Below are 18,723 nucleotides of genomic sequence, written 5' to 3'. Positions count from 1 at the left end.
GCACGCGCCGTTGACCTTGCGCTGTCCCGTGGCCCTTCGCCGCGCTGTCCCTGGTCGTGGTCCCGGATGCCCTGCCGCGCGGGTCAGGGGGCGACGGCGGCCTCAGCGATGCCGGTGGCTTCCTTGGCGCCCGCCACCAGGGCCTCGCAGCAGAAGGTGATCCAGCCCGCGACGCCGTCCTCGCCGCCGAGGGCGAAGGCGTCGGCCGAGTCGCGGTAGCGCTGCGCCTGGCGCATGCAGAAGACCTCGGGGACGGCGAGGCCCTTGGGGTCGAGACCGGTCTGGATCGTGGTCAGCCGGGCGGCGGCGCGGGCGACCACGCCGTTGGCGGCCGCGAACGGCCGCAGCGCCAGCAGCTCGCCGTGCACGACCGCGGCCAGCACCGGGCCGGGGGCCTTGGAGCCGCCCGCCACCAGGGTCGCCAGCAGGTCCAGCCGGGACGCCACGCCGGAGCCCCCGCGCGGGCGGCCCAGCTCCTCCCCCTCGGGCACCAGGTCCGCCGCCGCGAGCACGTGCAACCGGGCCAGCGCCTGCATCGGCGCCCGCTCCCACGTCGCCAGCAGCGGCCCCAGCGCCTCCGCCACCCGCAGCGCGCCCGCCGTGGTCGGGTCGCTGACCCCGCCCTCCTCGGGGATCTCCGGGTCACCCCCGTCCAGCACCGCCGACGCCCGCGCCGCCCGCACCGACGCCTCCGCCGACGTCGCGGGCCACCCCCGCCGGTTCGTGGGGTGCCGGTGCACCTCGGCCACCGCCTCCCGCGCCCGGCCAACGGCCTCGGCGACACCGGGGAGGTCGAGCAGCGGAGCCAGCGGATCAGTCACGGCGCCGACCCTACCGCGCGGCGGGCGCGGTGGATGACGCTGTGGACAACTCTCGGTGGGGGTGGGGCTGAGCTGGGAGAATGGATGTTGGGGGTCCCCGGGGGGTGTGGACAACTTGGTGCGTGGTGGGGGGTGAGCTGGGAGAATGGAAAACGGGGGGTCCCTGGGGGGTGTGGATAACTTGGCGTGGGGGCGGGGGTGAGGTGGGAAGGTGAGGGGTTGGCTCGGTGTGGACGGGGTTGCCTGGCCTAGTGGGGGCCTGTCCTCGGGGGCCGCGAGTGCGTAACTCGGGATGTGGCGAGTCAAGGGCGCCTTCGGCGTCGCTTCGCGATGGGCTTTGCCCACCCTTGACACGCCACCTCCCGATCTACGAGCGGCCGGGACTGGGTCAGGCCGGGGGCTGAGCAAAGCCCATGACCAATTGCTCACCTGAGCTTCGGCGGGGTTGCCGGAGGGTTGGTGGGGCTGGGCACCATGGGTTGCGGGGTGGGAGTGGGGCTGGCCGAACGACGGCTTTTAGGGATGGGCTTCGCCACGGGGCATGGGGGTGCCGGGGGTGGTGGCTGGGCACCGTGGTTTGCGGGAGAGGGCGGGGCGTTGGCCTAACGGCGGCTTTAAGGGGATGGGGGCTCGCCTTCGGCTTGGAAGGTTTGGGGGGTGGTGGACAGTCGGGAGTGGAGGGTGTGGTGGGGGTTAGTGGGGGTCGTGGGCTGGTTGGCGGGTGGGGAGGGGGGTGGGGTGGACGGGGGTGGGGGCGATGCGGATGCGGTTGCGGCCCATGTCCTTGGCCTCGGCCAGGGCGAAGTCGGCGCGTTCCTGGAGGGTGGCCAGGTCGGTGCCGTGGTCGGGGGAGAGGGCTATGCCGCCGGAGATGGTGAAGCCCGCTTCGATCTCGGTGCGACCGCCCGCGGCCTTGGTGAGGGGGACGGTCATGTCCTCGACGGCCATGCGGATGCGTTCGGCGGTGGCCCAGGCGTCGACGGTGGCGGTGCCGGGGAGCAGGACGGTGAACTCCTCGCCGCCCCAGCGGCAGACGAGGTCGTCGCGGCGGACGGTGGTGCGCAGGACGGTGGCGAGGGCCTTGAGGACCTCGTTGGCGCCGAGGTGGCCGAGGCGGTCGTTGACGCCCTTGAAGCGGTCCAGGTCGAACATCATCACGGCGGTGGGGCGGCGGCGGGCCTGGTCGGCGACCAGGGCGAGGGCTGCGGCGGGGTTAAAGCCGCGCTGGTTGGCCAGGCCGGTGAGCGGGTCGTGCAGGGCGTCGACCTCCAGGCGGTCGCGCTCGTGCTCCAGGTGCTCGATGCGCTGGGTGTGCCGGGTGTAGCCGATGACCACGGCGGTGAGGGCGAACAGCAGCAATCCGAACGCGACCGGGGCGGCCCAGGCCGCGATCAGCCCGAGGCACAGGGTGATCACCAGGTCGGCGTTCTCCTTGCGGTCGCCCAGGATCGCCCGCCACTGCCAGTCACCGCGCAGTCCCCGTGCGACACCGATGACGGCGGTCTGGGCGGTGTAGTAGGCGGCGAAGGCGGCCAGCACCGCCGCGCCCGCCGCGATGACCCGGTCCGGGGGCAGGTCGGCGCCGCGGATCCAGGCGTGCACCGGGGTCGCGGTGGCGATGGCCTGGGTGGCCAGCGCCGAGGAGGTGATGGCCAGGGTGGTGAACACGTAGCGGCCCGGGGGTTTGCGGGCGATGAAGTACCGGCGCAACCGGATGATCAGCACCAGGGCGACGACCAGCGGCACCGGCAGCACGAACGCCCCCGCGCAGGTCCACACCCCCGTGTGGTCGATGTGCTCGCCGCCCAGGTGCGCGGCGCGGCGGCGCTCCTCGGCGGGGCGCGTCGCCTCCATGTGGATGATCGCGAACCCGGTCAGCAGGGCGAACAGCCGCAGCGACAGGCCATCGGGCACCCCGGCGGCGACCGAGGCCGCCACCGCCCAGGCGCCGATCGCGGCCTCGGTGGCCAGGATCCACAGCAGCCCGCGGCGGGTGGTGTGCGAGACCAGGTCCAGCCGCCGCCACCAGCGCCCGCCCGGCACCTCGGCCGCGCGGCCGCCACCCGGTGTTGTCAGACTGGGCATTGTCCGCCTCCGCCGCAGACGGGACACTGCCCGGGGCGCTCCGCCCCACCCAGTCCAGCCGCACCGGACCTGATCGGGAGGTGCTCAGATGCGCAACCGCGAGTACTGAGCCGCGGGCGTTCGTCCCGCCAGCAGGAGACCGGTCCGGCCGTCGAGCCCGGGAGCACCGAGGAGGGCACCGCGATGCGCAACCGCGAGTACTGACCGCACCTCACGCCGCCTCCTCCACCGGTGCCACCGACCGGCCCCGGTCCCACAGGACCCCGGCCACGACGCAGCCTACGACCCCCACCGCCCCGCCCAGGGCGATCGTGACCGCCGCCGACCCGGTGAGCTCGGTCAACACCCCGCCGACGAGCACGCTCACCCCCTGCCCGGCGCGCAGTCCGGTTCGGACGATCCCGGTCGCGCGACCGGTGACGGCGTCGGGGAGCAGCTCCACGTAGGCCGACTTCGCCAGGATCTGGTACGCCGCGCCGACCCCGCTGGCGGCGAGCAGCACCCCGGCGACGACCGGGTGGGGCCGGGTGGCGAACAGCACCATGGCGCCCAGGCACAGCAGCGCGAGCGGGGCGATCAAGGCGTTGCGCGACTCCCGCGACCGCCCCGGCCTGCAGAACAGGTAGGCGCCGACCACCAGCCCGAGCGGGTCCGCGGCCAGCAGCAGCCCCACCGCCCAGGTGGGGGCGTTCAGCTCGGCCACCAGGGGGACGACCAGACCGTGCGGCAGCACGGTGAGCGCGGCCAGCAGCGACATCGCCGCGACCGCGCGGCGCTGCCGGTCCGGGGCGAGCCGGACCGCGGCCGTGCCGCGTGCCGCCGCGCGCGCGGCCGGGCGGCGGGCGAGCCCGAAGCGCAGCAGGGCGGCCGAGGCCAGGAAGGTCACCGCGTCGATGGCCAGGGCCGTGCTCGTGCCGAGCAGGCCCACCACCGCGGCGGCCCCCACCAGGCCCAGCAGCTGCCCGACCTCGCGCAGGGTGGTGAGCCGGGCCTGGCCCGCGGCCAGGTCGTCGTTGCCCAGCACCACCCTGGCCTCAGCGGTCTGCGCGGCCTTGAACGGCGCCTGGGCGGCGGCCTCCAGGGCCACGCACACCGCGACCAGCCCGAGCGGGGCGCCGGGCACGGCCATCACCGCCACCAGCAGCGCCTGGCCCAGGGCCGCGCCCACCAGCACCGCCCGCCGGGGCAGGCGGTCGGCCAGCCCGGACAGCAGCGGGCCCGCGACGATGTCGGGCAGGAAGGTCAGCGCGTAGGTGAGCGCGGTGAGCCCGGCCGAGGCGGTGCGCTCGTACACCAGCACGGAGATGGCCACCCTGGCCAGCTGGTCACCCGCGACCGACTGGGCCTCGGCCACCCAGAGCGCGCGGAACTCCCGCCCGCGCAGCCCCGCCCGCGTCGCCGCCATCGCCACCACCTCCCCACGGCCTCCCGTGGCCCGCCCGGCCACCCTCCGTCCGGACCAGGCTACTTTCCGGCGTCCGGGTTGCAGACGGCCGAACGGAGCAGGTCACCCGGTGCGAGCGGCCCCGGCTGATCCACAGTGGCCGGTAACCGGCGCCCGCGCAGGGGTGCAGCCGGGCCGCCGTTCGCACTAGATTCGGTGGTGAGGACCGGCCCGCGCCCGCCACCGATGCCGGATACACCGAGGAGGTCACGTCCATGACCGAGCAGTCGGGTCAGAGCCCCGCCCTGGACAACCTGTCCACGGAGAGCCGGGTGTTCCCGCCGGACCCGGCGTTCACCGGCGCCGCGAACGTGCGGGAGGGCGCCTACGCCGAGGCCGAGGCCGACCGCGAGGCGTTCTGGGCCGAGCAGGCCAGGCGGCTGACCTGGGACGCCGAGTGGTCGCAGGTGCTGGACTGGTCGGGCGCGCCGTTCGCCAAGTGGTTCGTCGGCGGCAAGCTCAACGTCGCGGTGAACTGCGTGGACCGCCACGTCGAGGCGGGCAACGGCGACCGGGTGGCGATCCACTGGGTCGGTGAGCCCGGTGACACCCGCGACATCACCTACGCCCAGCTCAAGGTGGAGGTGTCGAAGACGGCGAACGCGCTGGCCTCGCTGGGGCTGGTGGCCGGCGACCGGGTCGCGATCCAGATGCCGATGGTGCCCGAGGCGATCTTCTCGATGCTCGCCTGCGCCCGCCTCGGCCTGGTGCACTCGGTGGTCTTCGGCGGCTTCTCCGCCGCGGCGCTGCGCTCGCGCATCGATGACGCCGAGGCCCGGGTGCTGATCACCACCGACGGCCAGTACCGCCGGGGCGCCCCCGCGCCGATGAAGGACGGCACCGACGAGGCCACCGCGCACACCCCGTCCATCGAGAAGGTCGTCGTCGTCCGGCGCACCGGCTCCGACGTGCAGTGGACCGAGGGCCGCGACGTGTGGTGGCACGACCTGGTGGACGGCCAGCCCGAGGAGCACACCCCGGAGTCCTTCGACGCCGAGCACCCGCTGTTCATCCTCTACACCTCGGGCACCACCGGGAAGCCCAAGGGCATCCAGCACACCTCCGGCGGCTACCTCACCCAGGCCGCCTACACCCACCACGCGGTGTTCGACCTCAAGCCCGAGACCGACGTGTACTGGTGCACCGCCGACATCGGCTGGATCACCGGGCACACCTACATCGTGTACGGCCCGCTGGCCAACGGCGCCACGCAGGTCGTCTACGAGGGCACCCCGAACACCCCGCACGAGGGCAGGCACTGGGAGATCATCCAGCAGCACCGGGTGTCGATCTACTACACCGCGCCCACGCTGATCCGCACGTTCATGAAGTGGGGCGCCGACATCCCGGAGAAGTACGACCTGTCGTCGCTGCGGGTGCTGGGCTCGGTGGGTGAGCCGATCAACCCCGAGGCGTGGGTCTGGTACCGGGAGCACATCGGCCGCGGCACGGCGCCGATCGTCGACACGTGGTGGCAGACCGAGACGGGCGCGATCATGATCAGCCCGCTGCCCGGGGTGACGAAGACCAAGCCGGGGTCCGCGCAGCGGGCGCTGCCGGGCATCAGCGCGAAGGTCGTCGACGACAACGGCGTGGAGGTCGCGCACGGCGGGGGCGGCTACCTGGTGCTGGACAAGCCGTGGCCGTCGATGCTGCGCGGCATCTGGGGCGACCCGGAGCGCTTCCGCGACACCTACTGGTCCCGGTACGCCGAGCAGGGCTTCTACTTCGCGGGCGACGGCGCCAAGTACGACGCCGACGGCGACATCTGGCTGCTGGGCCGGGTGGACGACGTGATGAACGTCTCCGGCCACCGGATCTCCACCACCGAGGTGGAGTCGGCCCTGGTGTCGCACCCGACGGTGGCCGAGGCCGCGGTGGTGGGCGCCGCGGACGAGACCACCGGCCAGGGCATCGTGGCGTTCGTGATCCTGCGCGGCACCGCCAAGGCCGACGACTCGACGGTGAAGGTGCTGCGCGACCACGTGGCCGCCGAGATCGGGCCCATCGCCAAGCCGCGGCAGGTGCTGGTGGTCAACGAACTGCCCAAGACCCGCTCCGGCAAGATCATGCGCAGGCTGCTGCGCGACGTGGCCGAGAACCGCGAGGTCGGGGACACCACCACCCTCGCGGACAGCACGGTGATGGACCTCATCTCCTCCGGGCTCAAGGACAGCGCCAAGTCCGAGGACTGACGAATTCGACGCAGCGAAAAGGCCCCCGACCAGCGTCGGGGGCCTTTTCGCTGCACTGAGGCAAGGCTTTGCTGAATAAGGTATGGCTATCTTCCGCCGACCAGGCATTCGTAGCCGGGACCATTCTCGTTGTGCCATTATCCTGCTGTGACGCAAATGGAGGAGAAAGCGCCCGAGCACGGGCACGAACCGCACTCCGGCGGGCTCGGCAGCAGGCTGAACTGGTTGCGCGCGGGGGTGCTGGGGGCCAACGACGGCATCGTCTCCACCGCGGGCCTGGTGGTCGGCGTCGCGGGCGCCACCGCCGACCGCACCACGATCCTGCTCGCGGGCCTGGCCGGGCTGGTCGCGGGCGCGCTGTCCATGGCGGGCGGGGAGTACGTCTCGGTGAGCACCCAGCGCGACACCGAGAAGGCCGCGCTGCGCAAGGAGAAGCGCGAGCTGGCCGAGATGCCCGAGGCCGAGGAGCGCGAGCTCGCCGACATCTACGAGGGCAAGGGCCTGTCCCGGGAGCTGGCCGAGCGGGTGGCCCACGAGCTGTCGGAGAAGGACGCCCTGCGCGCCCACGCCGAGGCCGAGCTCCAGATCGACCCGGACGAGCTGACCAGCCCGTGGACGGCGGCGTGGGTGTCGCTGCTGTCGTTCTCGGTGGGCGCCCTGCTGCCGCTGCTGGCCATCACCACCCCGCCGGTGGGCGCGCGGGTGTGGGCGTGCGTGGTCGCGGTGGTGCTGGGCCTGGTGGCGACCGGGGCGATCAGCGCGCGCCTGGGCGGGGCCAGGGTGCGGCCCGCGGTGGTGCGCAACGTGCTGGTGGGCTGCCTGGCGATGGCCGTCACCTACGGGGTGGGCCTGGTGTTCGGCGTCACCGTCGGCTGACGGCCCGGCGGGTGGGCGGCTCAGCGGGTGGGCGGCTGCTCCCCGCGCAGGTCGGCCAGCAGCGCGGTGATCGCGTGCATGATCCGCTTGGTGGCCTCGTCGAGGGTGGCCCGGTCGACCACGGCCCGCTGCGCGAGGTCGGACAGGTCGACCGGGTCGCCCGCGACGATGTCGATGCGCGGTCGGGTGAGGCGGGGGAACGCCGCGCCCGCGGGCAGCAGCCGGTGGGTGCCCCAGTTCACGACCGGGACCACCGGCGCCCCCGTCTCCAGCGCCACGCGCGCGACGCCGTTCTTGACCCGGTCCGACGGCCAGTGGTCCTCGCGGTCGGAGAAGCCCGCTTCGGGGAAGAACAGCACGCACTCCCCGGCCCGCACCGCCGCCACGGCGTGCTGGTAGGCGTCCGCGGCCTGGGCGCTGCCCCGGGTGACCGGGATGTGCTTGCCGCCCGCCAGCACCCGCCCGACGACCGGCACCCGCCACAGCTCGGACTTCGCCAGGTAGCGGGGGATGCGGCCGCGGGTGAGGGTGAACGCCGTGACGGACACGGGGTCGGCGTTGGACAGGTGGTTCGACGCCAGCACCACCGGCCCGGTCGCGGGCAGCTCCCCCCGGAAGCGCCACCGCGACGACAGCGCGAGCAGCGGCCAGATCAGGTCGATCGCGACGCTGTACCAGAAGCCGCGCCCGCGCCTCGGTGCCCGGAACATCAGCGCCAGCGACCGCAGCAGGCCCATCGGCCGTTCGCCTTCCACGGACCCCATCTTCGTCCACACGAGTGAGCCCGCGCCGCTAGGGCCTGTCCTCACAGCCTGCTCTGTGAGAGTCGTGATCAGATCGGACGCAGGCGGTGCCCGGACGAGGGACCTCGTACTGGATGTACTCGGTCCCTCGGCCGGTGCCGCCTGCGTTCGATCTGGCGCGGCTATCGCCGGGCGAGGCTGTGAGGACAGGCCCTAGGATGGACAGCGGTGTGCCGGGAAGCCTGGTCGGCGACGCGATCAGCCGACCCCTGGAGCCGCCCGTGAACGCCTTCGCCCGCTACCTGCGCACCGAGACCGTCGGCGGGGCCGTCCTGCTCTGCGCCACCGCCATCGCCCTGCTCTGGGCCAACTCCCCGCTGCGCGGCGCCTACACCGGCCTGCGCGACTTCCCGCTGCTCGGGCTGAGCGTGGGCGACTGGGCCAAGGACGGGCTGCTCGCGCTGTTCTTCTTCGTCGCCGGGCTGGAGCTCAAGCGCGAGCTGGTCGTGGGCGAGCTGTCGCGGGTCAAGGCCGCGGTGCTGCCGGTGATCGCCGCGGTGGGCGGGATGGTCGTCCCCGCCGCGATCGCCTTCGCCGTCTCCGGCGGGGCGCCGGGGGTGTGGGCGATCCCGGTGGCCACCGACATCGCCTTCGCGCTGGCCGTGCTGGCCATGGCCGGGACGGGGATGCCGAGCGGGGCCAGGGTGTTCCTGCTGAGCCTGGCCGTGGTGGACGACCTCGGCGCCATCCTGGTGATCGCCGCCGGGTTCACCGGGTCGTTCGAGCCGCTGTGGTTCCTCGGCGCGCTGGTGCTGCTTGCCTGCTACTGGTACCTCCAGCGCCGCCGGGTCACCGCCGCCTGGGTGCACGTCCCGGTGGCGGTCGCGACGTGGGTGGCCGTCCACGAGTCCGGGGTGCACGCCACGATCGCGGGCGTCGCGCTCGGCCTGCTGACCAGGGTGGTGCCCGACGACGGCGAGGAGCAGGCGCCCGCGGAGCGGCTGGCGCACCGGTTGCAGCCGTGGTCGGCGGGGCTGGCGGTGCCGGTGTTCGCCCTGTTCGCCGCGGGGGTGCCGGTGAACGGGTCGGCGCTGGCCGCCATCGCCACCGACCGCACGGCGCTGGCGGTGGTGGCCGGGCTGCTGGTGGGCAAGGCCGTCGGGATCGCCGGGTCGGCGCTGCTGGCCGTGCGGCTGGGGGTCGCGGAGCTGCCGCGCGGGACCACCGGCCGGGACCTGCTGGCGATGGGGGTGCTCGGCGGGGTCGGGTTCACCGTGAGCCTGCTGATCGCGGAACTGGCGCTGGCGGGGGTCGAGGCCGAGCGGGCGAAGGCGGCGGTGCTGCTGGCCTCCGCGGTCGCCGGGCTGCTCGCCGCCGCGCTCCTCGTGCGCCGGGGCAGGGTTCGCCGGGCGGGATGATCACGCCGCGCCGAGGAACACGCGGGGACCCGCCCGCCCGGTGTGCGCGGGGGCGGCATGGCACGATGTCGCAGGTGACCAGCGCGCACGGAAACGCAGACGGCTCGGGGCTGCCGCCCGTCCCCTCGATCCCGCTCGCCGACGACCTCGCCCTCTCCGCAGGCCGCGACGCGTCCATCGGGGCCTTGGTCAAGGACGCGACCACGCACCTGTCGACCCTGGTCAGGGCCGAGGTGGAGCTGGCGAAGTCCGAGGTCACCAAGGAGGTGAAGAAGGGGCTCAAGGGCTCGGTCTTCTTCATCGTGGCCCTGGTGGTGCTGCTCTACAGCTCTTTCTTCCTGTTCTTCGCCATCGCCGAGCTGCTGGCCGACATCGGCCTGTACCGGTCGGCGGCCTACGGCATCGTCTTCGGCGCGATGCTGCTGTTCGCGGGCCTGTTCGGCTACCTGGGCTACCGCAAGGTGCGGGCCATCCGCGCGCCCAAGCGCACCATCGAGACGGTCAAGGACACCGCCGCGGTGCTGGGCAGGCGCGGCGGCCACGCCGACACCGACTGACGCGGGCGTGGCTGGCGCGCCGGACCCCTCCAGCGTCCGCGTCGAGGGGCCCTGGACCCACCGCGACGTCTACGCCAACGGCATCCGGGTGCACGTGGCCGAGGCGGGCAGCGGCCCGCTGGTGCTGCTGCTGCACGGCTTCGCGGAGTTCTGGTGGGCCTGGCGCCACCAGCTGCCCGCGCTCGCCGGGGCGGGCTACCGCGCGGTCGCGGTCGACCTGCGCGGCTACGGCGACACCGACAAGCCGCCGCGCGGCTACGACGCCTGGACGCTGGCGGGCGATGTCGCGGGCCTGGTGCGCGCGCTCGGTGAGGACACCGCGCACGTCGTCGGGCACGGCTGGGGCGGGCAGCTGGCCTGGTCCGTCGGTGCCCTGCACCCCCGGCTCGTGCGGTCGATCACCACGGTGTCCGCCCCGCACCCGCTCGCGCTGCGCGGGCGCATCCGCCGCACCGCGCTGCGCGGCCGCTCACGCAACCAAGCGCTCGCGCTGGGCCACGTGTTCCGCGCGCAGCTGCCCGTGCTGCCGGAGCGGTGGCTGACCAGGGAGCGGGGCGCGGTCGTGGAGACCCTGATCCGGCGCTGGGCCGGGGAGCGCTGGCAGACCACGCCGGACTTCGTCGAGTGCGTGAGCCGCTGCCGCGAGGCCGCGCTGGTGCAGGGCGTGGCGCACTGCTCGATGGAGTACTACCGCTGGGCCGTGCGCTCCCTGCTGCGCAGCGAGGGCCGCCGGTTCACCGAGGCGCTCAGCAGGCCCGTCGACGTGCCCGCGCAGCAGCTCTACGGCGCGGGAGACCCGTGCATCCTGCCCGGGAGCCGGGAGGCGTCGAAGGACCACGTGGCCCACCACGTGCGCCACGACATCCCCGAGACCGGGCACTTCCCGCACGAGGAGGACCCGGGCACCACCAACGCCCTGCTGCTGCGCTTCCTCGCCGCGCACTGAGACTCCCGCGGGTCAGCTCGCGCAGCGGCCCGTGCCGACCGGCTGGGTGAGCGACGGCGCGCGCCCGACCTCCTCACGCACCTCGGCGGCGGTCAGCGCGAAACCGGTCTCCGAGTTGTCCACGGCCGCGCCGAAGACCACCCCGATGACCTGGCCGTTGGTGTCGACCAGCGGGCCGCCGGAGTTGCCGCTGAGCACCTTGGCGCGCAGCGTGAACACGTCGCGGTTGACCGTGGCGGAGTCGTAGATGTCCGGGCCGCGCAGCGGGATCCGGTCGCGGATGCGGGCCGGGGCGGCGGTGTAGGGGCCGTCGAGGGGGTAGCCCAGGACGATGCCGTCCTGCCCGGAGGTGGCGTCGCCGGGGGCGAACGGCAGCGGCTCGGCGCGCAGGCCGGGCACCGCCAGCACCGCCACGTCGGTCTCCGGGTCGTAGAGCACGACCCTGGCCCGCAGCGAGCGGCCGTCGGACTCCACCGACACCTCGTCGGTGCCCGCGACGACGTGCGCGTTGGTCATCACCCGGTTCGGGGAGATGACGAACCCGCTGCCCTCCAGCGCCCGCTCGCAGCTGGGCGCGCGGGCGTTGACCTTGAGCACGCTGCCCGCCACCCGCTGCACCACCCCGCTGGCCTGCAACGCCGGGTCCGGCGGGTCGACCTCCTTGTTCGGGGTGCGGTTGAACGGGTCGACCGCGGCCGGGAAGCCGGAGACGTCGAGCAGCTCGCGCAGCTCGTTGGGCAGGCCGCGGGCGGCCTGCGGCATCACGTCGTCGACGCCGCCGAGGATGGTCGAGTTGTTGATGGCCGAGGCCAGGCCGGGCAGCCCGCCCACCGAGGTCAGCGGGAGCGCGATCAGCCAGGCCACGACGAACACGACCGCGCCCTGCACCACCGCGCCCAGCGCGCTGTCGACCCCGGCCAGCTTCGGCGACTCGATCTTCTGCCGGACGGTGCGCCCGATCCACACCCCGAACGTCTCGCCCAGGGCCACCAGCAGCACGAAGATCGCCACCGCGAACGCCACCCTGGTCGGCGTCGACTCGATCCGCGCCACCACCAGCGGCGCCACCTTGATGCCCGCCACCGCGCCGAGCAGCACGCCGACGAAGGCGGGCAGGGCGGTGATCACGCCCTGCCGGGCCCCGGACACCGCGGCCAGCACCGCCAGCGCGATGACGAGCAGGTCCACCCAGTTCACGTCGCTAGACCTCCGCGCCCGTCGATCCCACCGCGCGCCACGCCGCCGACAGGTCGCGCACGTCCCCGGTGTCCCACGGCCGCTCCCAACCGCCCGCGTGCAGCACCGCCGTCAGCAGCCCCGCCGTGAAACCCCAGATCAGCATGCCCGGTGCGGAGAACGCGGGCCCGGTGAACCGCGAACCCGGGCTGGTGACCATGAACCGGTTCGCCGGGTCGGCCAGGTGCGCGAGCGGGATGCGGGCCACCGCCTGCGACTCCGCCGGGTCGACGGCGCGCACGTCGCTCGGGTCGCGCCACCAGCCCAGCACCGGGGTCACCCGGAACCCGGACACCGGCACCACCACCTGAGGCAGCAGCGCCGCGGGCACCACCCCGGCGGGGTCGAGCCCGGTCTCCTCGACCGCCTCGCGCAGCGCGGTCGCCACCGGGCCGCCGTCGCCGGGCTCGGCCGACCCGCCGGGGAAGGCGACCTGCCCGGAGTGGCTGCCGCCGCTCTCGGCGCGCAGCTGGAACAGCAGGTCGGGGCCGTGCTCGTCGGTCTCGCCGAACAGGACCAGCACCGCGGCGTCGCGGGTGGCCCCGCGACCGCCGGTGACCCGCCGCCAGGCGTCGGCGTCGACCTCCCCGGTCGCGCGCACCAGCGGCGCCAGCCACCCGGGCAGCTCCGCCGGGTCGACCAGCGGTCCGTGCGTCATCGGGTCCCCCCGCCCAGGCGCGCCGCGGTGGCGCGCACGTCGTCGACCGAGCGGAACAGCCTCGGCTGCGTGATGAACTCGGCGGTCCCGTCGGCGCGCACGAGGTAGGAGGCGGGCAGCGCGTCGGGCACCCGCAGGGCCCTGGTGACCGAGCCCGCGCCGTCGAGCAGGTTCGGGAAGCGCACGCCGAGCGCGGTGAGCAGTTGCAACGCGTCGCCCTCGGGGCTCTGCACGGCCAGCCCGACGACCGGCAGCGCGCCCGGCCCGGCGGCGTACTCGGCGAGCACCGGCAGCTCCTCCCGGCACGGCTGGCACCAGGTCGCCCAGACGTTGACCAGCACGTCCCTGCCGCCCAGGACCGCGGCCGCGTCGACCTGCCTGCCAGTGGCGAGGCACGTGGCGGTGGAGTCGGCAAGCGCTTGCGCCCGCTGCGGGGACACCGCGCAGCCCGTCAGGGCCGCAGCTTGGCGCGCCGGGGCGAGGTCGGCGGCCGGTGTGGTGGGTGCCGCGGGCGCGGCGGGGTCGTCGGAGCGGGGCCACAGCGCCACGGCCGCGGCGACCACCAGCACCACCGCGACCAGCGCCCACCGCAGGCGTGGGCTCACCCGCCCGACTTCCCCGGCCGGTAGCCCTCGTCGCGCACCCGCTCGGCCAGCGCCAGCAGGTGCTCGGCCTCCTCGCCCTTGACCAGCTTCGCCGCCTTGACCGGGTCGACCTCGCCGGTGCCGCTGGCCGGGCAGTCCGGGGCCAGGAAGCAGGCGCCGCACGCGGGCTTGCGGGCGTGGCAGACCCGGCGGCCGTGGAAGATGATCCAGTGCGAGGCCATCGTCCAGTCCTTGCGCGGGATGATCGCGCCGACGGCGTGCTCCACCTTGACCGGGTCGTCCTCCGCGGTCCACTCCCAGCGGCGCACCAGCCGCCCGAAGTGGGTGTCCACCGTGATCCCCGGGACGCCGAAGGCGTTGCCGAGGATGACATTGGCGGTCTTGCGCCCGATCCCGGGCAGCGTCACCAGCTCGTCCAGCCGGGCGGGCACCTCGCCGTCGAACCGCTCCACCAGCGCCGCCCCCAGCCCCATCAGCGAGCTGGTCTTGTTCCGGTAGAACCCGGTCGGGCGGATCATCTCCTCCAGCTCGGTGCGGTCGGCGCCCGCGTAGTCCGCGGCCGACCGGTACTTCGCGAACAGCGCCGGGGTGGTCAGGTTGACCCGCACGTCGGTGCACTGCGCGGACAGGATGGTCGCCACCGCCAGCTCCAGCGGGGTGGTGAAGTCCAGCTCGCAGTGGGCGTCGGGGTAGCCCTCGGCGAGCGCGCGGACCATCCGGCGGGCCCGGCGGGTCAGCGCGAGCCCCGGGGTGGCGCCCGCCTCGGCGGTGCGGGGCGGTCGTCGGGTGGTGGGAGGCACCTCGCTAGCCTACGGGCCGTCGGACAACCCGAGATGGGCCCCGGACGTCTCCAGGGGCGACCACCACCGAGCGGACCCGGACCGCTCACGAGCCGAGCGAGGATCGACGACACCATGGCTGTCTGGTTCGTGTTCGCGGTACCGCTGATCATCATGTTCTTCGCGCTGTTCATGGAGCGCGTGGAGGCCCGGCTGCGCAGCATGAGCATGGCCGTGCAGGAGACCGACGTCGAGGAGTTCCTGGAGCAGGCCCGCCCGGACGAGGTGCGCGCGCTCTACGGCCACGGCATCGGCCGCGCCCTGGAGCTGTTCCGGCTGCGCCGCCTCGGCGGCCGGGCCGCCAAGCTGCGCGGTCGCCGGGGTCGGGGGTAGGGCGCTAAGGTCATGCGCTTGGGGCGGTGACCTGCGCCGGAGGTTTGTTACCGGACAGTCGGCGTGGCCCCCGGGATCTGCCGGGGCACCCCCTACACTGTCGGTAGTGATCGGCGGCGCAGCCTTGGCCGCCGGGTGGAAACAGGAGGACCGAGGTGGATGAGACCCTGGCCCGCGCGGGCATCTTCCAAGGGGTCGAGCCGGCCGCGGCCGAAGCCCTCGCCCAGACGCTGGAGTCGGTCGAGTTCCCGCGCGGACACGTGATCTTCGCCGAGGGTGAGCCCGGCGACCGGCTCTACATCATCCAGTCGGGGAAGGTGAAGCTCGGCCGCAAGTCCCCGGACGGCCGGGAGAACCTGCTGGGGATCTTCGGCCCGTCGGACATGTTCGGCGAGCTGTCGATCTTCGACCCGGGCCCGCGCACCTCGACCGCCACCACGGTCACCGAGGTCCGCGCGGTGACCATGGACCGCCCGGCGCTGCGGCAGTGGATCGGCAGCCGCCCGGAGATCGCCGAGCAGCTGCTGCGGGTCATCGCCCGCAGGCTGCGCCGGACCAACGGCATGCTGGCCGACCTGATCTTCACCGACGTGCCCGGCCGGGTCGCCAAGGCGCTGCTGCAGCTCGCGCAGCGCTTCGGCTCCCAGGAGGCGGGCCTGCTGCGGGTCACCCACGACCTGACGCAGGAGGAGATCGCCCAGTACGTCGGCGCCTCCCGCGAGACCGTGAACAAGGCCCTGGCCGACTTCGCCCACCGCGGGTGGCTGCGGCTGGAGGGCAAGAGCGTGCTGATCCTCGACCCCGAGCGGTTGGCGCGCCGCGCGCGCTGAGCACCGGCTCCCGATGAGGCCCTGGTCACCCGACCGGGGCCTCTTCGCGTTTGCGGGGGTGCCGTCCCGCGCGGGCCGAACTTCACCGCCGCAGAGGAACCGCCTCACCCGACCAGGTGGAAGACCGGAGGCCGGGCGCCGCCCCCGACGCGGCGCACCGGCCTCCAGCCCGTGCGTGGACCATCCCCCGACGACCCACGCTCCCCGCCCTCCGGCCCAGGCCCCGAACCTCTCGCCGGAGGGAACCTCTGCGGTAGAGGGTCGCACGGACCCCTACCCCGACCTCAAGGGTCTTCACCCTCAAGGACTCATCCACACCTGGTTCGTTGCCCGGTTCCTGCGCATTATCGACAATCCGTTACCGGATCGTGACCTGATTCCGCCCAGGTGGTGGAGAGCACCCCGGAATCAGTTTGGTACGCACGTACCAGATCGCGCATACTGGTACGCATGTCCCACTCCACCGGTCTCGCCGACTACCGCGCCGCCCTGACCTCCCCCGGCGCGCGCGTCCCGGTGCTCGCCGCCCTCTTCGCGCGCCTGCCCATCGCGATGATCGGCCTGGCGCTGCTGCTCTACGTGCAGCGCACCACCGGGTCGTTCGCGATCGCCGGGCTGGTGTCCGCCGCGGAGCTGATCGGCGTGGCGGTGGGGTCGGTCGCGCAGGGCCGGATCATGGACCGGGTGGGCCCGTCGCGGCCGCTGCTGGTCACGACCACGCTGTTCACCGGGGCGGTCGCCCTCGGCGTGGTCGTCGTCGAGCAGCGCGCGGCCACCCCGCTGCTGATGGCCGTCGGCTTCGCCATCGGCGCCTTCGAGCCCATGGTGGGCTCGGCCTCCCGGGCCATGTGGACCCGGCTGGTGCCCTCCGGGCCGGTCCGCTCGGCGGCCCTGGCCTACGAGGCGATCAGCATGGAGGTCTTCTTCATCCTCGGCCCGGCCCTGTCCGGCGTGCTCGTCGCCGCCCCCTGGGCGGGCACCGGCGTGGTCGCGGGCGCGGTGTGCATGGTGCTCGGCGCCTACTGGTTCGCCCTGACCCCGACCATCCGCCGCTTCCGCCCCGAGCCCGCGACGCCCTCCGGCCTGCTCGGCGTGCTGCGCTCCCGGGGCATGCGCACGGTGGCCCTGGCCGCGATGGGCTTCGGCGTCACCATCGGTTTCGTCGAGGTCGCCGTCCCCGCCGCCGCCACCGAGGCGGGCAACCCCCCGGCGGGCGGGCTGCTGCTCGGCCTCTGGTCGGTCAGCTCGGTGGCCTTCGGCGTCTACTACGGGGTGCGCCCGTGGCCGCGCCCGATGGGCCTGCGCCTGCCGGTGCTGCTCGGCGGCTTCTCGGTGCTGCTGGCCCTGCTGGCGCTGCCCGGCTCCCTGGTCGGCCTGGCCATCGCCCTGCTGGTGGCGGGCTGCCTGGTGACCCCGCAGTGCACCGCCCACTCCGCCGCGATCGAGCTGGTCACCCCGAGCAGCAGCGCGACGGAGGCGTTCGGGTGGGTGGTCACCGCGGTCACCCTGGGCCTGGCGGCGGGCCAGTCCCTCTCCGGCCAGCTCGTCGAGCTCGTCGGCGTGGAGGCCTCCTACCTCGCGGCCAGCGTCGTCGGCCTCCTCTTCACCGGCGTGCTCTACCTGCGCCGCGGCACCGTCAGCGCCGCCGACCGCCAGCAGGACTTCGCCCCGGTCGCCTGACCGCCCTGCTGTCCCAACGCGACACCGGTGCAGCACGGACCTCTTGGCGCACAGGGGATCCCGACGCCCTGCTGGTTACACGACCGAGTGAACCGCGGCGGGGGTGGCGGGCGCGGGTCCGGGATTGTCGGGGGGCGTCCCTAGCGTCAGCGGCATGACCCTGGACCTGACCGCGACCACCGACGGCCTCGCCGCGGCGGCGGCCGACCTCGTGCGGCTGGCGCCCGGCGCGCTCGTCGACCCGGTCCTCAGCGGCCTGCTGATCACCGCCGACGCCACCGGCGCCACGCTCGCCGCCAGCGACCGCGAGCGCTCAGCGGCCGTCCGGTGCTCGGCGTCGGTGCACGCGGACGGCCGCGTGCTGGTACCCGCCCGCCCACTGGCCGAGACCCTCAAGGCCCTCACCGCCCCCCGGGTCCGCCTGGTCGTCGAGGGCAGCAGGCTCGCCATCCGCACCGACGACGCCCGCTACGCCCTGCCCCTGCTCGACGCCGCCCTCCACCCCGGCGTCCCCGAACCCCCCACCCGCCCCAACGGCGTCGTCGCCGCCCACCACCTGTCCACCGCCCTGACCACGGTCGCGGGCACCGCCTCCCGCGACGACGCCCTCCCCCTCTTCACCGGCGTCCGCGTCCAGTCCGAGGACGACCACCTCGTCCTCCGCGCCACCGACCGCTACCGGATGGCCATCGCCACCCTCCCCTGGACCCCCACCGGCCCCCCGGTCGACGCCCTCGTCCCCGCCACCCTCCTGTCGGAGGTCGCCAAGCAGGTCGACGGCGACGTCCACGTGCACGCCGCCCACAACCACTTCACCCTGTCCTGGAACCGCACCACCGCCACCACCGCCGTCCTCGACGGCACCTTCGTCACCGAGGCAGCCGTCCAACTGTCCAAGGTAGACACAGAGGTCATCGTCGACGCGGACGCCCTCCTCGCCGCCACCCGCCGCACCTCCCTCTACGCCGACCCCCGCGGCGTCATCACCCTCACCCCCACCGACACCGCCCTCCACCTCCACGCCACCAACCCCCAGACCGGCGAAGCGGAGGAATCCGTCAAGGCCACCACCCTCGGCGGCAGAACCACCCCCGCCTACCAATCCCGCTTCCTCCTCGACGCCCTCCGCCCCTTCGCCGGCACCCAGGTCCGCCTCTCCATCCAACCCGGCCTCCGCGCCACCACCCTCACCGCCGAACACCCAGGAGAAGTCACCATCCGCTACATCCTCGTCCCCATCCGCCACACCCCCCACTAACCCAGCAGCCCACCGCCCCACCCGGCTCGTACCCCCATGCCCCGTGGCGAAGCCCATCCCCCAAAGCCGTCGTCCAGTCATCGCCTCCTACCCACAACCCACCGTGCCCAGCCCCACGCACCCCCAGCACCCCATGCCCCGTGGCGAAGCCCATCCCTAAAGCCATCGTTCGACCAACCCCACCCCCACCCCGCAACCC

General features: G+C 74.1%; 17 protein-coding genes. 9 read left to right on the top strand and 8 right to left on the bottom strand.

The window, feature by feature from the left end:
* Positions 1-83: 83 nt before the first annotated feature.
* From BJP25_RS27415 to BJP25_RS27405, 3 genes are all read right to left on the bottom strand, one after another.
* The gene (locus tag BJP25_RS27415) at positions 84-821 is read right to left on the bottom strand and encodes a Fic family protein (protein WP_075977924.1); all 738 of its coding nucleotides are present in this window, start codon (positions 819-821) and stop codon (positions 84-86) included.
* Between the two features lie 693 nt (positions 822-1,514).
* A complete protein-coding gene (locus BJP25_RS27410; RefSeq protein WP_143219346.1) occupies positions 1,515-2,906 on the bottom strand; it encodes a GGDEF domain-containing protein in 1,392 nt (463 codons plus the stop codon).
* A gap of 211 nt (positions 2,907-3,117) precedes the next feature.
* Positions 3,118-4,311, bottom strand: a complete 1,194-nt coding sequence (locus tag BJP25_RS27405) for an MFS transporter (RefSeq protein WP_075977923.1) — start codon at positions 4,309-4,311, stop codon at positions 3,118-3,120.
* Between the two features lie 254 nt (positions 4,312-4,565).
* On the opposite strand from BJP25_RS27405, the gene acs reads away from it, so the two are divergent.
* Positions 4,566-6,545 (top strand): acetate--CoA ligase, encoded by a 1,980-nt coding sequence (gene acs, locus BJP25_RS27400; RefSeq protein WP_075977922.1) that lies wholly within the window; start codon positions 4,566-4,568, stop codon positions 6,543-6,545.
* A 156-nt stretch (positions 6,546-6,701) separates the two neighbouring features.
* Positions 6,702-7,421: a VIT1/CCC1 transporter family protein gene (locus BJP25_RS27395; RefSeq protein ID WP_075977921.1), complete on the top strand. Its 720-nt coding sequence runs from the start codon at positions 6,702-6,704 to the stop codon at positions 7,419-7,421.
* A gap of 20 nt (positions 7,422-7,441) precedes the next feature.
* Here the strand turns inward: BJP25_RS27395 and BJP25_RS27390 are convergent, their stop codons facing one another.
* Positions 7,442-8,185: a lysophospholipid acyltransferase family protein gene (locus tag BJP25_RS27390; RefSeq protein WP_075977920.1), complete on the bottom strand. Its 744-nt coding sequence runs from the start codon at positions 8,183-8,185 to the stop codon at positions 7,442-7,444.
* Positions 8,186-8,382: 197 nt separating this feature from the next.
* Here BJP25_RS27390 and nhaA point away from each other — a divergent pair, with 197 nt between their 5' ends.
* From nhaA to BJP25_RS27375, 3 genes are all read left to right on the top strand, one after another.
* Positions 8,383-9,582, top strand: coding sequence for a Na+/H+ antiporter NhaA (gene nhaA, locus BJP25_RS27385; RefSeq protein ID WP_075977919.1), 1,200 nt, complete (start codon positions 8,383-8,385; stop codon positions 9,580-9,582).
* Positions 9,583-9,647: 65 nt separating this feature from the next.
* Entirely contained in the window at positions 9,648-10,139 is a 492-nt protein-coding gene (locus tag BJP25_RS27380; protein WP_075977918.1) for a phage holin family protein, read from the top strand.
* Positions 10,140-10,146: 7 nt separating this feature from the next.
* Entirely contained in the window at positions 10,147-11,085 is a 939-nt protein-coding gene (locus BJP25_RS27375) for an alpha/beta fold hydrolase (RefSeq protein ID WP_075977917.1), read from the top strand.
* 12 nt (positions 11,086-11,097) lie between these two features.
* Here BJP25_RS27375 and BJP25_RS27370 read toward each other — a convergent pair whose 3' ends face one another.
* Genes BJP25_RS27370 through nth form a run of 4 tightly spaced genes read right to left on the bottom strand, consistent with a single transcriptional unit; the run spans position 11,098 to position 14,300 of the window.
* Positions 11,098-12,282, bottom strand: coding sequence for a MarP family serine protease (locus BJP25_RS27370; protein WP_075977916.1), 1,185 nt, complete (start codon positions 12,280-12,282; stop codon positions 11,098-11,100).
* A 4-nt stretch (positions 12,283-12,286) separates the two neighbouring features.
* On the bottom strand, positions 12,287-12,979 hold the full coding sequence (locus BJP25_RS27365; protein WP_075977915.1) for an NUDIX hydrolase: 693 nt from the start codon (positions 12,977-12,979) through the stop codon (positions 12,287-12,289).
* Positions 12,976-13,584 (bottom strand): TlpA family protein disulfide reductase, encoded by a 609-nt coding sequence (locus BJP25_RS27360; protein WP_075977914.1) that lies wholly within the window; start codon positions 13,582-13,584, stop codon positions 12,976-12,978. Before BJP25_RS27360 ends, BJP25_RS27365 begins: the two co-directional genes overlap by 4 nt.
* Entirely contained in the window at positions 13,581-14,300 is a 720-nt protein-coding gene (gene nth, locus BJP25_RS27355; RefSeq protein WP_084794734.1) for an endonuclease III, read from the bottom strand. The genes BJP25_RS27360 and nth overlap by 4 nt, the downstream gene beginning before the upstream one ends.
* A 198-nt stretch (positions 14,301-14,498) precedes the next feature.
* Here nth and BJP25_RS27350 point away from each other — a divergent pair, with 198 nt between their 5' ends.
* The 4 genes from BJP25_RS27350 (at position 14,499) to dnaN (ending at position 18,524) form a co-directional block, all read left to right on the top strand.
* A complete protein-coding gene (locus BJP25_RS27350; protein ID WP_075977913.1) occupies positions 14,499-14,756 on the top strand; it encodes a hypothetical protein in 258 nt (85 codons plus the stop codon).
* Between the two features lie 155 nt (positions 14,757-14,911).
* Positions 14,912-15,586 (top strand): Crp/Fnr family transcriptional regulator, encoded by a 675-nt coding sequence (locus BJP25_RS27345; RefSeq protein ID WP_075977912.1) that lies wholly within the window; start codon positions 14,912-14,914, stop codon positions 15,584-15,586.
* A gap of 450 nt (positions 15,587-16,036) precedes the next feature.
* A complete protein-coding gene (locus BJP25_RS27340) occupies positions 16,037-17,266 on the top strand; it encodes an MFS transporter (RefSeq protein WP_075977911.1) in 1,230 nt (409 codons plus the stop codon).
* Between the two features lie 154 nt (positions 17,267-17,420).
* Complete coding sequence (gene dnaN, locus BJP25_RS27335) at positions 17,421-18,524, top strand: DNA polymerase III subunit beta (RefSeq protein WP_075977910.1); 1,104 nt, start codon at positions 17,421-17,423, stop codon at positions 18,522-18,524.
* The last annotated feature ends 199 nt before the right edge of the window (positions 18,525-18,723 follow it).

It is taken from the genome of Actinokineospora bangkokensis, from assembly GCF_001940455.1.
Lineage (GTDB): Bacteria > Actinomycetota > Actinomycetes > Mycobacteriales > Pseudonocardiaceae > Actinokineospora > Actinokineospora bangkokensis.
This window is presented reverse-complemented; position numbering and strand designations above follow the sequence as displayed.

Coding starts and splice junctions, on each gene's coding strand:
- BJP25_RS27410 (WP_143219346.1), bottom strand. CDS start 2,906: ATGCCCAGTCTGACAACACCGGGTGGCGGCCGCGCGGCCGAGGTGCCG.
- BJP25_RS27405 (WP_075977923.1), bottom strand. CDS start 4,311: ATGGCGGCGACGCGGGCGGGGCTGCGCGGGCGGGAGTTCCGCGCGCTC.
- acs (WP_075977922.1), top strand. CDS start 4,566: ATGACCGAGCAGTCGGGTCAGAGCCCCGCCCTGGACAACCTGTCCACG.
- BJP25_RS27395 (WP_075977921.1), top strand. CDS start 6,702: ATGGAGGAGAAAGCGCCCGAGCACGGGCACGAACCGCACTCCGGCGGG.
- BJP25_RS27390 (WP_075977920.1), bottom strand. CDS start 8,185: ATGGGGTCCGTGGAAGGCGAACGGCCGATGGGCCTGCTGCGGTCGCTG.
- nhaA (WP_075977919.1), top strand. CDS start 8,383: ATGGACAGCGGTGTGCCGGGAAGCCTGGTCGGCGACGCGATCAGCCGA.
- BJP25_RS27380 (WP_075977918.1), top strand. CDS start 9,648: ATGTCGCAGGTGACCAGCGCGCACGGAAACGCAGACGGCTCGGGGCTG.
- BJP25_RS27365 (WP_075977915.1), bottom strand. CDS start 12,979: ATGACGCACGGACCGCTGGTCGACCCGGCGGAGCTGCCCGGGTGGCTG.
- nth (WP_084794734.1), bottom strand. CDS start 14,300: ATGGTCCGCGCGCTCGCCGAGGGCTACCCCGACGCCCACTGCGAGCTG.
- BJP25_RS27350 (WP_075977913.1), top strand. CDS start 14,499: ATGGCTGTCTGGTTCGTGTTCGCGGTACCGCTGATCATCATGTTCTTC.
- BJP25_RS27340 (WP_075977911.1), top strand. CDS start 16,037: ATGTCCCACTCCACCGGTCTCGCCGACTACCGCGCCGCCCTGACCTCC.
- dnaN (WP_075977910.1), top strand. CDS start 17,421: ATGACCCTGGACCTGACCGCGACCACCGACGGCCTCGCCGCGGCGGCG.